At 56.7% G+C, this 14,318-nt stretch carries 11 protein-coding genes; 10 read left to right on the forward strand and 1 reads right to left on the reverse strand.

Going from position 1 to position 14,318, the window contains the following annotated elements:
- Nucleotides 1-26: 26 nt before the first annotated feature.
- The 6 genes from msbA (at nt 27) to BFV64_RS07375 (ending at nt 6,030) form a co-directional block, all read left to right on the forward strand.
- Nucleotides 27-1,775, forward strand: a complete 1,749-nt coding sequence (msbA, locus tag BFV64_RS07350) for a lipid A ABC transporter ATP-binding protein/permease MsbA (protein ID WP_014883220.1) — start codon at nt 27-29, stop codon at nt 1,773-1,775.
- Nucleotides 1,772-2,749 (forward strand): tetraacyldisaccharide 4'-kinase, encoded by a 978-nt coding sequence (lpxK, locus tag BFV64_RS07355; protein ID WP_045134661.1) that lies wholly within the window; start codon nt 1,772-1,774, stop codon nt 2,747-2,749. Before msbA ends, lpxK begins: the two co-directional genes overlap by 4 nt.
- Before the next feature lie 44 nt (nt 2,750-2,793).
- Nucleotides 2,794-4,023 carry a winged helix-turn-helix domain-containing protein gene (locus BFV64_RS07360; RefSeq protein WP_059372646.1) on the forward strand — a complete coding sequence of 410 codons (1,230 nt, stop codon included), beginning with the start codon at nt 2,794-2,796 and terminating at the stop codon, nt 4,021-4,023.
- Nucleotides 4,024-4,068: 45 nt separating this feature from the next.
- Nucleotides 4,069-4,251 carry a protein YcaR gene (gene ycaR, locus BFV64_RS07365; RefSeq protein WP_006174474.1) on the forward strand — a complete coding sequence of 61 codons (183 nt, stop codon included), beginning with the start codon at nt 4,069-4,071 and terminating at the stop codon, nt 4,249-4,251.
- Nucleotides 4,248-4,994 carry a 3-deoxy-manno-octulosonate cytidylyltransferase gene (gene kdsB, locus BFV64_RS07370; RefSeq protein ID WP_014883223.1) on the forward strand — a complete coding sequence of 249 codons (747 nt, stop codon included), beginning with the start codon at nt 4,248-4,250 and terminating at the stop codon, nt 4,992-4,994. Before ycaR ends, kdsB begins: the two co-directional genes overlap by 4 nt.
- 142 nt (nt 4,995-5,136) lie before the next feature.
- Nucleotides 5,137-6,030: a YcbJ family phosphotransferase gene (locus BFV64_RS07375; RefSeq protein ID WP_045134659.1), complete on the forward strand. Its 894-nt coding sequence runs from the start codon at nt 5,137-5,139 to the stop codon at nt 6,028-6,030.
- Here BFV64_RS07375 and elyC read toward each other — a convergent pair.
- On the reverse strand, nt 6,007-6,786 hold the full coding sequence (gene elyC / locus BFV64_RS07380; protein WP_045134658.1) for an envelope biogenesis factor ElyC: 780 nt from the start codon (nt 6,784-6,786) through the stop codon (nt 6,007-6,009). The genes BFV64_RS07375 and elyC overlap by 24 nt on opposite strands.
- A 124-nt stretch (nt 6,787-6,910) precedes the next feature.
- Between elyC and cmoM the strand changes: the two genes are divergently transcribed.
- Genes cmoM through mukB form a run of 4 tightly spaced genes read left to right on the forward strand, consistent with a single transcriptional unit; the run spans nt 6,911 to nt 14,152 of the window.
- Nucleotides 6,911-7,690, forward strand: a complete 780-nt coding sequence (gene cmoM / locus BFV64_RS07385) for a tRNA uridine 5-oxyacetic acid(34) methyltransferase CmoM (protein ID WP_014883226.1) — start codon at nt 6,911-6,913, stop codon at nt 7,688-7,690.
- Nucleotides 7,691-7,693: 3 nt separating this feature from the next.
- Nucleotides 7,694-9,016, forward strand: coding sequence for a chromosome partition protein MukF (mukF, locus tag BFV64_RS07390; protein ID WP_014883227.1), 1,323 nt, complete (start codon nt 7,694-7,696; stop codon nt 9,014-9,016).
- The gene (mukE, locus tag BFV64_RS07395; RefSeq protein ID WP_008499954.1) at nt 8,997-9,701 is read left to right on the forward strand and encodes a chromosome partition protein MukE; all 705 of its coding nucleotides are present in this window, start codon (nt 8,997-8,999) and stop codon (nt 9,699-9,701) included. Before mukF ends, mukE begins: the two co-directional genes overlap by 20 nt.
- Nucleotides 9,701-14,152: a chromosome partition protein MukB gene (mukB, locus tag BFV64_RS07400; protein ID WP_069601861.1), complete on the forward strand. Its 4,452-nt coding sequence runs from the start codon at nt 9,701-9,703 to the stop codon at nt 14,150-14,152. The genes mukE and mukB overlap by 1 nt, the downstream gene beginning before the upstream one ends.
- The last annotated feature ends 166 nt before the right edge of the window (nt 14,153-14,318 follow it).

A 14,318-nucleotide genomic window follows, 5' to 3' on the forward strand; every position in this document is an offset into this window, starting at 1 on the left:
TATTTCAACAAATGCTGGTTTTTTGAATGCATAACGACAAAGATCTCTCCACGTGGCAAACCTTCCGCCGACTCTGGCCGATGATTGCACCTTTTAAAGCAGGCTTGATCGTGGCGGGTGTAGCGTTAATCCTCAACGCAGCCAGCGATACTTTTATGTTATCGCTCCTTAAACCGTTACTGGACGACGGTTTTGGTAAAACGGATCGCTCAGTGTTGCTATGGATGCCGCTGGTGGTTATCGGGCTGATGATCTTACGTGGTATCACCAGCTATATCTCCAGCTACTGCATCTCCTGGGTATCCGGGAAAGTGGTTATGACCATGCGCCGTCGTCTGTTCAGCCACATGATGGGCATGCCGGTCTCATTCTTTGACAAGCAGTCTACGGGGACACTGCTGTCCCGTATTACCTACGATTCAGAGCAGGTTGCGTCCTCCTCCTCAAGCGCGTTGATTACCGTCGTGCGTGAAGGGGCGTCGATCATCGGCCTGTTTATCATGATGTTCTATTACAGCTGGCAGCTGTCGCTCATCCTGATCGTTTTGGCTCCGGTTGTCTCCATTGCCATCCGCGTTGTGTCCAAGCGTTTCCGCAATATCAGTAAAAATATGCAGAATACGATGGGGCAGGTAACAACCAGCGCCGAACAGATGCTGAAAGGACACAAAGAGGTGTTAATTTTCGGTGGCCAGGACGTCGAAACCAAACGCTTTGACAAAGTCAGCAACAAAATGCGTCTGCAGGGGATGAAAATGGTCTCGGCCTCTTCCATCTCTGACCCGATCATTCAGCTGATTGCCTCGCTGGCGCTGGCGTTTGTCCTTTATGCGGCAAGCTTCCCAAGCGTGATGGAGACGCTGACGGCGGGTACCATCACAGTGGTCTTCTCCTCGATGATCGCCCTGATGCGTCCCCTGAAATCTCTGACTAACGTGAATGCCCAGTTCCAGCGCGGGATGGCGGCTTGTCAGACATTGTTCAGCATTCTGGATTCCGAGCAGGAAAAAGACGAAGGTACACGCGAGATTGAGCGCGCCCGTGGCGATGTTGAATTCCACAACGTGACCTTCACCTATCCGGGCCGCGATACGCCCGCTCTGCGCAATATCAACCTGACGATTCCGGCGGGTAAAACGGTGGCGCTGGTAGGCCGTTCTGGCTCAGGTAAATCCACCATTGCCAGCCTCATCACCCGTTTCTACGACATCAACGAAGGTGAAATTCTCCTGGACGGTCACGACCTGCGGGAGTACACCCTGCAGTCGCTGCGTAACCAGGTTGCGCTGGTTTCTCAGAACGTACATCTGTTTAACGATACGGTCGCCAACAACATCGCTTATGCGCGCACTGACGAGTACAGCCGCGAGCAGATCGAGAATGCCGCACGCATGGCCTATGCGATGGACTTTATCAACAAGATGGATAACGGTCTGGATACCATCATTGGTGAAAATGGCGTGCTCCTGTCCGGTGGTCAGCGTCAGCGTATTGCGATTGCGCGCGCGCTGCTGCGTGACAGCCCAATCCTGATTCTGGATGAAGCGACGTCCGCACTGGATACCGAATCTGAACGCGCTATTCAGTCGGCGCTGGACGAACTGCAAAAGAACCGTACCTCACTGGTGATTGCACACCGTCTGTCGACTATCGAGCAGGCGGATGAGATCGTGGTGGTTGAGGATGGCGTCATTGTTGAACGCGGAAGCCACGCAGCTTTGCTGGAACATCGCGGCGTATACGCCCAGCTTCATAAGATGCAGTTCGGCGAATGATTGCACGCATCTGGTCCGGTGAATCCCCGCTGTGGCTGCTGCTTTTGCCGCTCTCCTGGCTTTACGGCCTGGTGAGCGGCATCATTCGTCTGCTTTACCGTCTGGGGATCAAGCGGGCCTGGCGTGCGCCAGTGCCGGTTGTGGTTGTGGGCAATCTTACGGCGGGCGGCAACGGTAAAACACCGGTGGTGATCTGGCTCGTGGAACAGCTGCAAAAACGCGGTATCCGCCCGGGTGTGGTCTCGCGTGGGTATGGCGGTAAAGCGGCGCAGTACCCACTGCTGCTGGCAGAGAAAACCACCACTGCCGAAGCGGGTGATGAACCGGTATTGATTTTCCAGCGTACTGGCGCGCCGGTGGCAGTCTCCCCGGTTCGCAGCGACGCCGTGCAGGCGCTGCTTGCCGAACACTCGGTACAAATTATCATCACTGACGATGGCCTGCAGCATTACGCGCTGGCGCGTGATAAAGAGATTGTGGTCATCGACGGGGTTCGCCGTTTCGGTAACGGATGGTGGCTGCCAGCCGGCCCTATGCGTGAACGCGCTTCACGTCTGAAGTCCGTTGATGCGGTGATTGTAAACGGTGGTGAGGCAAAAGCGGGTGAAATCCCTATGCACCTGTTGCCGGGACTGGCGGTAAACCTGGTGACAGGTGAACGCCGGGCGGTTGCTGAGCTGCCTTCGCTGGTGGCAATGGCAGGGATTGGTCATCCTCCGCGCTTCTTCGCAACGCTTGAGCAGTGTGGTGCCAGGCTTGAAAAACGCATTCCACTGGCTGACCATCAGGCGCTGGTGGCAGAGCAGGTTGATGCGCTCACGGCGTCGGGACAGACGCTCATTATGACCGAAAAAGATGCGGTGAAATGCCGTGCCTTTGCGAAAGAAAACTGGTGGTATCTGCCGGTTGACGCTGAACTCAGCGGCGAGCAGCCGGAACACTTGCTCAAGGAACTGATTGCGTTAGTGCAGTGAGGGCTTACGCGGTTCTGGTGGCGCTTTGACTGACAGGAAAACGCATGTCTTTACCGCAACTCTCGCTTACAGCTGCACGTCATTTACACCTCGCCGCGCAGGGGCTGCTCAAAAAGCCCCGTCGCCGCGCACAGCCTGCCGATATCCTCTCTGCCATCCAGCGCATGTCGCTGCTGCAAATCGACACCATTAATATTGTTGCCCGTAGCCCTTACCTGGTGCTGTTCAGCCGCCTGGGCCACTATCCCTCTCACTGGCTTGATGAGGCGCTCAGCAAAGGGGATCTCATGGAGTACTGGGCGCACGAAGCCTGTTTCCTGCCCCGTAGCGATTTTGCCCTGGTGCGTCACCGCATGCTTGCCCCTGAAAAGATGGGCTGGAAATACCGACAGGCGTGGATGCAGGAGCACGCGGCCGAAATAGAGCAACTGATCAGCCATATTCAGGAAAAGGGGCCAGTGCGTTCCGCTGATTTTGAACATCCGCGAAAAGGCACTAGCGGCTGGTGGGAGTGGAAACCGCACAAACGTCATCTTGAAGGGTTATTCACCTCCGGCCAGGTCATGGTGATTGAACGGCGAAATTTTCAGCGCGTCTATGACCTGACCCAGCGCGTGATGCCGCACTGGGACGACGAGCGTGACCTGCTTACCCAGGAGGCTGCCGAGGCCATCATGCTGGAAAACAGCGCCCGCAGTCTGGGCATTTTCCGGCCGCAATGGCTGGCAGATTATTACCGCCTGCGCCAGCCCGCGCTGAAGCCGCTGCTGGAGATGTGGCAACGCGAACAGCGCGTCATTCCCGTCACGGTAGAAACCCTGGGAGAGATGTGGCTGCATGCGGATGTCCTTCCTTTGCTGCCCAAGGCGCTGGGCGGAAATCTCCAGGCAACCCACAGCGCAGTGTTGTCGCCTTTCGACCCGGTGGTCTGGGACCGAAAACGCGCCGAACAGTTGTTCGATTTCAGCTACCGGCTGGAGTGTTATACCCCGGCACCAAAGCGTCAGTACGGCTATTTTGTTTTACCCCTGCTGCATAAGGGGCGGCTGGTCGGGCGCATGGATGCCAAAATGCACCGCAAAACCGGCACGCTTGAAGTCATTGCGCTCTATCTGGAAGAGGGGGTCAGGGTGACGGCGAGTCTGGAGAAGGGCTTAACGTCCGCCATTAGCGAGTTCGCCCTCTGGCAGGGGGCTCGCGACGTCACGCTGGGACGCGTTCCCGAAGGGTTATTTATATCCTGTCGAAGTGGCTGGGAAACAGACACGCCCTGAAAAAGGAATGTGTTAAGCTTTAGCGATTACCCATACGGAGGAACTATGGATCACCGTTTACTTGAAATTATTGCCTGCCCGGTGTGCAACGGCAAACTCTACTACAGCCAGGACAAACAGGAGCTGATTTGCAAGCTGGACAGTCTGGCTTTCCCGCTGCGTGACGGCATTCCGGTGTTGCTGGAAAACGAAGCCCGTTCCCTGGTGGCAGAAGAGAGCAAACCATGAGTTTTGTTGTCATTATTCCTGCTCGTTATGCCTCAACGCGTCTGCCGGGTAAACCGCTGGTGGATATCAACGGCAAGCCAATGATTGTGCACGTCCTTGAACGCGCCCGTGAATCCGGAGCCGATCGCGTGATTGTTGCCACCGATCATCCGGACGTCGCCCGTGCGGTTGAAGCCGCAGGTGGTGAAGTGTGCATGACCCGCGTCGATCACCAGTCCGGCACCGAGCGTCTCGCCGAAGTCGTTGAGAAATGTGGTTTCAGCGATGATACCGTCATTGTGAACGTGCAGGGCGACGAGCCGATGATCCCGGCCGTTATTATCCGTCAGGTGGCAGAAAACCTGGCGCAGCGTCAGGTGGGTATGGCGACGCTTGCGGTGCCTGTTCACCACGCTGAAGAGGCATTTAACCCGAATGCGGTGAAAGTGGTGATGGATGCCGAAGGCTATGCGCTCTATTTCTCCCGCGCCACCATTCCATGGGATCGCGACCGCTTTGCGCTCTCGAAAGAGACCATCGGGGATTCCTTCCTGCGCCATCTGGGGATTTACGGCTATCGTGCCGGTTTCATTCGCCGCTATGTCACCTGGGCACCCAGCCCGCTGGAGCATATCGAAATGCTGGAGCAGCTTCGTGTGCTCTGGTATGGCGAGAAAATTCACGTTGCTGTTGCCAAAGAAGTACCAGGAACGGGCGTTGATACGCCGGAAGATCTTGAGCGCGTTCGCGCCGAATTACGTTAATACCGCCTGCATCCCTCCTTTCGGAGGGATGTCCTCTCGCCACTATTTTCGCTTTTCTTTTCCCTGATTGATCTCTACCGGGTGACATCTTCATTCTGCGCGCTCATTATAAAAGCAGTAGCATTAATGGGGGTAATCTCATATGGAACAGCTGCGTGCCGAACTTAGCCATCTGCTGGGTGAGAAATTAAGCCGGGTCGAGTGTGTGAGTGAAAAGGCCGATACCGCGCTCTGGTCGTTGTATGACAGTCAGGGAAACCCAATGCCGCTGATGGCGCGAAGTTTCACGTCGCCGGGTGTTGCCAGGCAGCTCGCCTGGAAAATGTCGATGCTGGCGCGGGAGGGTACCGTCCGAATGCCGACCGTGTACGGCGTCATGACGCACGAGGAACACCCCGGCCCCGATATCCTGTTGATAGAGCGTTTACGCGGCGTGCCTGTTGAAGCACCCGCGCGCACGCCGGAACGCTGGGAGCAGCTGAAAGACCAGATTGTCGAGGCGCTGCTGGCCTGGCATCGCCAGGATAGCCGTGGGCTCGTGGGGCCGGTCGACAGCACCCAGGAGAACCTGTGGCCGCTGTGGTATCGCCAGCGGGTGGAAGTGCTGTGGGGAACGCTCAACCAGTTCAATAACACCGGTTTGACCATGCAGGACAAACGTATTCTGTTTCGCACTCGTGAATGCTTGCCAGCGCTGTTCGATGGTTTTAATGATAACTGCGTGCTGATCCACGGCAATTTTACCCTGCGGAGTATGCTGAAAGACTCCCGCAGCGATCAGCTGCTGGCGATGTTGGGGCCTGGAATAATGCTGTGGGCCCCACGTGAATATGAGTTGTTCAGGCTCAGCGACAGCGCGGCGGCAGAAGGGTTACTGTGGCACTACCTTCAGCGTGCGCCCGTTGCCGAAGCATTTCTCTGGCGGCGCTGGTTGTACCTGCTCTGGGATGAAGTCGCGCAACTGGTCAATACCGGGCGTTTCAATCGCGCAAACTTCGATCTCGCGGCTAAGTCACTCTTGCCCTGGCTCGCCTGAGGAACCTTTCAGCCACTGCCAGAGACGGCCGAGCGTCTCATAGCCGACGCGATCGCTATGCATCAGCCACATCGGGGAGGGGATCACGCGTTCCCATGGGTTAAGTGGCGCGTTGATGGCCATCTGGTTTGCCGGTGCGGGAAGCGGGTGCAGGCCCTGCTTTTCAAAGAAAATCATCGCCCGTGGCAGGTGTGAGGCGGAGGTGACCAGCAAGAATGGAACATCGCCAATCGCCTGCTTCACCGCAGCGGCTTCTTCTTCGGTATCTTTTGGACTGTCCAGGGTGATGATAGCGGAACGCGGTACGCCGAGGGATTCCGCAACTCTGGCACCCGCTTCAGCCGTACTCACCGGGTTCGTTTTTGCTGCGGCGCCGGTGAAGATCATTTTTGATCCCGGATTCGCCAGCCACAGGCGAATCCCTTCGTTTAGCCGTGGCAGGCTGTTGTTGATCAGATTCGAGCTGGGGGCCCAGTCAGGATCCCAGGTATACCCACCGCCCAGCACCACGATGTATTCCACTTTCTGATTTCCCTGCCATGTCGGGTACTTATCTTCAATGGGGCGTAACAGGCCATCCGCGACCGGTTGCAGGCTCAGCAGCAGTAAGACAAGCCAGCCGAACGTGATGAGCGTTTTGCCACTTTTCTGAAAGCGGCTGAACCACACCAGCGCCAGCCCCAGCGCGATGATGATGAGCAGCAGCGGAAGGGGAAGCATCATCCCTCCAATGTATTTCTTAAGGGTAAAAAACATCCTTTTTGGTTCCTTTTTTGACCATACAGCAGGTGATTACCGGTGATATTACACCAGAGAGGTTCATTCTCCGCGCGGGTGTGACAAAATAGCGGTTTTGCAGTTAGCGAGTGGAACTCTCCCAATGCGGGATCGCAATTTTGATGACATCGCGGAAAAGTTTTCGCGCAACATTTATGGCACCACAAAGGGGCAGCTCCGTCAGACGATCCTCTGGCAGGATCTGGACACCATTCTGGCCACTTTTGGCGACCAGACGTTGCGCGTGCTGGACGCCGGTGGCGGCGAAGGACAGACGGCGATAAAAATGGCCGAGCGCGGTCATCACGTCACGCTTTGCGATCTTTCGGCTGAAATGGTCGCCCGCGCGACGCGTGCTGCAGATGAGAAAGGTGTGAGCGACAACATGCATTTTATACAATGCGCCGCTCAGGACATCGCACAGCATTTGGAAACCCAGGTTGATCTGATATTGTTTCATGCGGTGCTGGAGTGGGTGGCCGATCCGCAAAGCGTGTTACAAACCCTGTGGTCGATGTTGCGCCCGGGCGGCACGCTGTCGCTGATGTTCTACAATGCTAACGGCTTCCTGATGCACAACATGGTTGCAGGTAACTTTGACTATGTGCAGGTCGGGATGCCTAAAAAGAAAAAGCGCACGCTTTCCCCGGACTATCCGCGCGATCCGCAGCAGGTTTACGGCTGGCTGGAAGAGATTGGCTGGCAGATTGTCGGGAAAACGGGCGTCAGGGTGTTTCATGATTATCTGCGTGAAAAACACAAACAGCGTGACTGTTTTGACACCTTAACAGAATTAGAAACGCGGTATTGCCGTCAGGAGCCATTTGTCAGCCTTGGCCGCTATATTCACGTCACCGCGCACAAGCCGCAGATGCAAGGATAACCTATGAGTGAATTTTCCCAGACAGTCCCCGAACTGGTTGCCTGGGCCAGGAAAAACGATTTCTCCATCTCGCTGCCGGTAGACAGACTCTCTTTCCTGCTGGCGGTTGCCACGCTAAACGGCGAACGACTGGATGGCGAAATGAGCGAGGGTGAACTGGTGGATGCGTTCCGCCATGTCAGTGATGCGTTTGAGCAAACCAGCGAAACCATTAGCGTGCGTGCCAACAACGCAATCAACGATATGGTACGTCAACGTCTGCTGAACCGCTTTACCAGCGAGCAGGCGGAAGGAAACGCCATCTATCGCCTGACGCCGTTGGGTATCGGCATCACCGATTACTACATTCGCCAGCGCGAATTTTCCACGCTGCGTCTTTCCATGCAGCTCTCGATCGTGGCGGGTGAGCTTAAGCGTGCCGCCGATGCTGCAGATGAAAACGGTGATGAATTCCACTGGCACCGCAACGTTTACGCGCCGCTGAAATATTCGGTGGCCGAGATTTTCGACAGCATCGATCTAACCCAGCGTTTGATGGACGAACAGCAGCAGCAGGTCAAAGACGACATTGCGCAACTGCTGAATAAAGACTGGCGTGCCGCCATCTCCAGCTGCGAACTTTTACTGTCAGAAACCTCCGGTACGCTGCGTGAACTGCAGGATACGCTGGAGGCGGCAGGGGATAAGCTGCAGGCCAACCTGCTGCGCATCCAGGACGCGACGCTGGCGCATGACGATCTGCATTTTATCGACCGTCTGGTGTTCGATCTGCAGAGCAAGCTCGACCGCATCATTAGCTGGGGACAGCAGTCGATCGACCTGTGGATCGGCTACGACCGACACGTGCATAAGTTTATCCGCACCGCGATTGATATGGATAAAAACCGCGTCTTTGCTCAGCGTCTGCGCCAGTCGGTTCAGACCTACTTCGATGCGCCATGGGCGCTGACTTACGCCAATGCCGATCGCCTGCTGGATATGCGCGACGAAGAGATGGCCCTGCGCGATGAAGAGGTGACCGGTGAACTGCCGCCGGATCTGGAGTTCGAAGAATTCAACGAAATTCGTGAACAACTTGCGGCGATGATCGAAGAACAGCTCGCTGTCTACAAAACCAGACAAGCTCCGCTGGATCTTGGACTCGTGGTGCGCGACTATCTGGCGCAATATCCGCGCGCGCGCCACTTCGACGTTGCCCGCATTGTGGTAGACCAGGCGGTGCGCCTGGGTATCGCGCAAGCAGATTTCACCGGACTGCCGCCGAAGTGGCAGCCAATTAACGATTACGGAGCCAAGGTACAGGCGCATGTCATTGACAAATATTGAACAAGTGATGCCGGTTAAGCTGGCACAGGCGCTGGCGAATCCGTTATTTCCGGCGCTGGACAGCCAGCTGCGTGCCGGTCGTCACATTGGCTTAGACGAGCTGGATAATCACGCCTTTTTGATGGACTTCCAGGAGTACCTGGAAGAGTTTTACGCCCGCTACAACGTGGAGCTGATTCGCGCGCCGGAAGGTTTTTTCTACCTGCGCCCGCGCTCCACGACGCTGATCCCGCGCTCCGTGCTCTCCGAGCTGGATATGATGGTCGGCAAAATTCTTTGCTATCTCTATCTCAGCCCGGAACGTCTGGCGAATGAAGGCATCTTCACCCAGCAGGAACTCTACGATGAGCTACTGACGCTGGCGGATGAGAGCAAGCTGCTCAAGCTGGTGAACAACCGTTCGACCGGATCGGATCTTGACCGTCAGAAATTACAGGAAAAGGTGCGCTCTTCCCTGAACCGTCTGCGTCGTCTGGGGATGGTCTGGTTTATGGGCCACGACAGCAGCAAATTCCGCATTACGGAATCAGTCTTCCGCTTCGGCGCCGATGTGCGTGCGGGGGATGACGCGCGTGAAGCGCAGCTTCGCATGATCCGTGACGGTGAAGCGATGCCGGTGGAAAACCATTTGCAGCTCAATGACGAGCATGAAGAGAATCTGCCGGATAGCGGGGAGGAAGAGTAATGATTGAACGCGGTAAATTTCGCTCACTAACGCTGATTAACTGGAACGGCTTCTTTGCCCGAACCTTCGATCTGGACGAGCTGGTCACGACGCTCTCCGGTGGTAACGGGGCGGGGAAATCCACCACCATGGCGGCGTTTGTGACGGCGCTGATCCCCGACCTGACGTTGCTTCACTTCCGTAACACCACTGAAGCAGGCGCGACAAGCGGCTCCCGCGATAAAGGTCTGCACGGTAAGCTGAAAGCGGGCGTCTGTTATTCCGTTCTGGACGTTATCAACTCTCGTCACCAGCGCGTGGTGGTGGGGGTTCGTTTGCAGCAGGTTGCCGGTCGCGACCGTAAAGTGGATATCAAACCGTTTGCTATCCAGGGGCTGCCAACCTCCGTGCAGCCGACCGCGCTGCTGACGGAAACCCTGAATGAACGCCAGGCGCGCGTGCTGACGTTACAGGAACTGAAAGACAAGCTCGAAGCCATTGAGGGCGTGCAGTTCAAGCAGTTCAACTCCATCACCGACTACCACTCCCTGATGTTCGATCTGGGCGTGGTGGCGCGTCGTCTGCGTACCGCTTCAGACCGTAGCAAATACTACCGTCTGATCGAAGCGTCCCTGTACGGCGGTATCTCCAGCGCCATTACCCGCTCCCTGCGCGACTACCTGTTGCCGGAGAACAGCGGCGTGCGTAAGGCGTTCCAGGATATGGAAGCGGCGCTGCGTGAAAACCGCATGACGCTGGAAGCGATTCGCGTGACCCAGTCAGACCGTGACCTGTTTAAACACCTGATCAGCGAAGCCACCAACTACGTGGCGGCGGACTACATGCGTCACGCCAATGAGCGCCGCGTCCATCTCGATCAGGCATTAGAATACCGCCGCGAACTGTTTACCTCCCGTAAACAGCTGGTGGCAGAGCAGTATAAGCACGTCGAAATGGCGCGCGAGCTGGGCGAGCACAACGGCGCTGAAGGTGACCTGGAAGCCGACTACCAGGCCGCCAGCGATCACCTGAACCTGGTGCAGACCGCGTTGCGCCAGCAGGAGAAAATCGAGCGCTATGAAGCGGATCTCGATGAGCTGCAAATTCGTCTCGAAGAGCAAAATGAAGTGGTGGCCGAAGCCGCCGAGATGCAGGAAGAGAACGAAGCCCGCGCCGAAGCCGCCGAGCTGGAAGTGGATGAGCTGAAAAGCCAGCTTGCTGATTACCAGCAGGCATTGGACGTGCAGCAGACGCGTGCGATTCAGTACACCCAGGCACTGCAGGCGTTACAGCGCGCGAAAGAGCTGTGCCATCTGCCTGACCTGACGCCGGAAAGCGCCGACGAGTGGCTGGATACCTTCCAGGCCAAAGAGCAGGAAGCCACCGAGAAACTGCTCTCTCTTGAACAGAAAATGAGCGTCGCGCAAACGGCGCACAGCCAGTTTGAACAAGCGTATCAGCTGGTGGTCGCCATTAATGGCCCGCTGGCGCGTAACGAAGCCTGGAACGTTGCCCGTGAACTGCTGCGCGACGGCGTCAACCAGCGCCATCTGGCCGAGCAGGTGCAGCCGCTGCGTATGCGCCTGAACGAACTGGAACAGCGCCTGCGTGAGCAGCAGGAAGCCGAGCGTTTGCTGGCTGAGTTCTGTAAGCGTCAGGGTAAACATTACGATTTCGACGAGCTTGAGGCGCTGCATCAGGAGCTGGAAGCGCGTATCGCTGCGCTTTCCGATACGGTCTCCAGCGCCAGTGAGCAGCGCATGACCCTGCGCCAGGAGCTGGAACAGCTTCAGTCCCGTTCTAAAAGGCTCCTGGAGCGCGCGCCGGTCTGGCTGGCGGCGCAAAGCAGCCTTAACCAGCTCAGCGAACAGTGCGGCGAACAGTTCGAATCCAGCCAGCAGGTGACCGAATACCTGCAACAGCTGCTGGAGCGTGAGCGCGAAGCCATTGTTGAGCGTGATGAAGTCGGCGCACGTAAGCGTGACGTCGATGAAGAAATTGAGCGCTTAAGCCAGCCGGGCGGGTCAGAAGATCCGCGCCTCAATGCCTTAGCCGAGCGTTTTGGTGGCGTACTGCTGTCTGAGATTTACGACGATGTCGGCCTGGACGATGCGCCATACTTCTCCGCATTGTACGGCCCATCCCGTAACGCGATTGTGGTGCCGGATCTGTCGCTGATTTCTGACCAGCTCGCCGGGCTGGAAGATTGCCCGGAAGATCTCTATCTGATCGAAGGGGATCCACAGTCGTTCGATGACAGCGTGTTTAGCGTTGACGAGCTGGAAAAAGCGGTGGTGGTGAAAATCGCTGACCGCCAGTGGCGTTACTCCCGCTTCCCGGAACTGCCGCTGTTTGGCCGTGCCGCACGTGAAAGCCGTATTGAGAGCCTCCATGCCGAGCGTGAAACGCTGTCGGAACGTTTTGCGACCCTGTCGTTTGATGTACAGAAAACCCAGCGTCTGCATCAGGCGTTCAGCCGTTTTATCGGTAGCCATCTGGGCGTGGCGTTTGAAGCCGACCCGGAAGCGGAAATCCGCAAACTCAATACCCGCCGCGGCGAGCTGGAACGCGCCATTGCCAGTCATGAAAGTGACAACCAGCAGAGTCGCGTCCAGTTTGAACAGGCGAAAGAGGGCGTCGCTGCCCTTAACCGCATCCTGCCGCGCCTCAACCTTCTGGCAGATGACACGCTGGCCGATCGCGTGGATGAGATCCAGGAACGTCTGGATGAAGCCCAGGAAGCCGCGCGTTTCGTGCAGCAGCACGGCAATCAGCTGGCGAAGCTGGAGCCCGTGGTGTCTGTCCTGCAGAGCGACCCGGAACAGTTCGAGCAGTTAAAAGAAGATTATGCCTGGTCGCAGCAGGTGCAGCGCGAAGCGCGTCAGCAGTCGTTTGCCCTGACGGAAGTCGTGCAGCGTCGCGCACACTTCGGCTATTCCGATTCGGCTGAAATGCTGAGCGGTAACAGCGACCTGAATGAAAAGCTGCGTCAACGTCTTGAGCAGGCAGAAGCGGAACGTACCCGAGCACGCGAAGCGATGCGCAGCCACTCCGCTCAGCTTAATCAGTACAACCAGGTGCTGGCCTCGCTGAAAAGCTCCTTCGACACCAAGAAAGAGCTGTTAAACGACCTGCAGAAAGAGTTGCAGGACATTGGCGTGCGTGCCGACAGCGGGGCGGAAGAGCGCGCCCGTCTTCGTCGTGATGAACTGCATAGCCAGCTCAGCAACAACCGTGCGCGTCGTAATCAGCTGGAAAAAGCGCTGACCTTCTGCGAAGCCGAAATGGATAACCTGACCCGTCGCCTGCGCAAGCTGGAACGCGACTATCACGAGATGCGCGAGCAGGTGGTGACGGCGAAAGCGGGCTGGTGTGCGGTCATGCGGATGGTGAAAGACAACAACGTGGAACGTCGCCTGCACCGTCGCGAACTGGCGTACCTCTCAGCCGATGAGCTGCGTTCAATGTCGGATAAGGCGTTGGGTGCGCTGCGCCTGGCGGTGGCGGATAATGAGCACCTGCGCGATGTGCTGCGCATGTCAGAAGATCCGAAACGTCCGGAGCGTAAAATTCAGTTCTTCGTGGCGGTTTATCAGCATCTGCGCGAGCGTATTCGTCAGGATATCATCCGTACCGACGATCCGGTCGAAGCCATCGAACAGATGGAAATTGAGCTGGGGCGTCTGACGGAAGAGCTGACTTCCCGCGAGCAGAAGCTGGCTATCAGCTCCCGCAGCGTGGCGAATATTATTCGCAAAACCATTCAGCGTGAGCAGAACCGTATCCGCCAGCTGAACCAGGGTCTGCAGAGCGTGTCGTTTGGTCAGGTGAACAGCGTGCGTCTCAACGTCAACGTGCGTGAAGCCCACGCGACGCTGCTGGACGTGCTCTCTGAGCAGCACGAGCAGCATCAGGATCTGTTCAACAGCAACCGTCTGACCTTCTCTGAAGCGCTGGCGAAGCTGTACCAGCGTCTGAACCCGCAGATTGATATGGGTCAGCGCACGCCGCAAACCATCGGTGAAGAACTGCTGGATTACCGTAACTACCTGGAAATGGAAGTTGAGGTTAACCGTGGTTCAGACGGCTGGCTGCGTGCGGAATCCGGGGCGCTCTCTACCGGTGAAGCGATCGGTACCGGGATGTCCATTCTGGTGATGGTTGTACAGAGCTGGGAAGATGAAGCACGCCGTCTGCGCGGTAAAGACATCTCTCCATGCCGCCTGCTGTTCCTGGATGAAGCGGCGCGTCTTGATGCCCGCTCTATTGCCACGCTGTTTGAGCTTTGCGAGCGTCTTGATATGCAGCTCATCATTGCGGCACCGGAAAACATCAGCCCTGAAAAAGGGACCACCTATAAACTGGTGCGTAAAGTGTTCCAGAACAGCGAACACGTTCATGTTGTCGGGTTGCGTGGTTTTGCGCCGCAGCCTCCGGAGTCATTGCCGGAAACCACGGCAGACGCTTCCTGAGGCGTTTTGTTACAAAGAGCGGCGCAAAAGCGCCGCTTTTTTTATTCACTTAACTTGTGCTTAGGGCTGCGTTATCTTTAAACTTCTTTACATAAGGTAAGGCAACAGGTTTGCCGTCTACCTATAATAAAAGAAAGCCCCACCGTGATGGGCATGTCGTAAAAAC

Source organism: Enterobacter kobei (assembly GCF_001729765.1).
Taxonomy (GTDB): Bacteria; Pseudomonadota; Gammaproteobacteria; order Enterobacterales; family Enterobacteriaceae; genus Enterobacter; species Enterobacter kobei.

Coding starts and splice junctions, on each gene's coding strand:
- BFV64_RS07360 (WP_059372646.1), top strand. CDS start 2,794: ATGTCTTTACCGCAACTCTCGCTTACAGCTGCACGTCATTTACACCTC.
- msbA (WP_014883220.1), top strand. CDS start 27: ATGCATAACGACAAAGATCTCTCCACGTGGCAAACCTTCCGCCGACTC.
- lpxK (WP_045134661.1), top strand. CDS start 1,772: ATGATTGCACGCATCTGGTCCGGTGAATCCCCGCTGTGGCTGCTGCTT.
- elyC (WP_045134658.1), bottom strand. CDS start 6,786: ATGTTTTTTACCCTTAAGAAATACATTGGAGGGATGATGCTTCCCCTT.
- BFV64_RS07375 (WP_045134659.1), top strand. CDS start 5,137: ATGGAACAGCTGCGTGCCGAACTTAGCCATCTGCTGGGTGAGAAATTA.
- kdsB (WP_014883223.1), top strand. CDS start 4,248: ATGAGTTTTGTTGTCATTATTCCTGCTCGTTATGCCTCAACGCGTCTG.
- mukB (WP_069601861.1), top strand. CDS start 9,701: ATGATTGAACGCGGTAAATTTCGCTCACTAACGCTGATTAACTGGAAC.
- mukF (WP_014883227.1), top strand. CDS start 7,694: ATGAGTGAATTTTCCCAGACAGTCCCCGAACTGGTTGCCTGGGCCAGG.
- cmoM (WP_014883226.1), top strand. CDS start 6,911: ATGCGGGATCGCAATTTTGATGACATCGCGGAAAAGTTTTCGCGCAAC.
- mukE (WP_008499954.1), top strand. CDS start 8,997: ATGTCATTGACAAATATTGAACAAGTGATGCCGGTTAAGCTGGCACAG.
- ycaR (WP_006174474.1), top strand. CDS start 4,069: ATGGATCACCGTTTACTTGAAATTATTGCCTGCCCGGTGTGCAACGGC.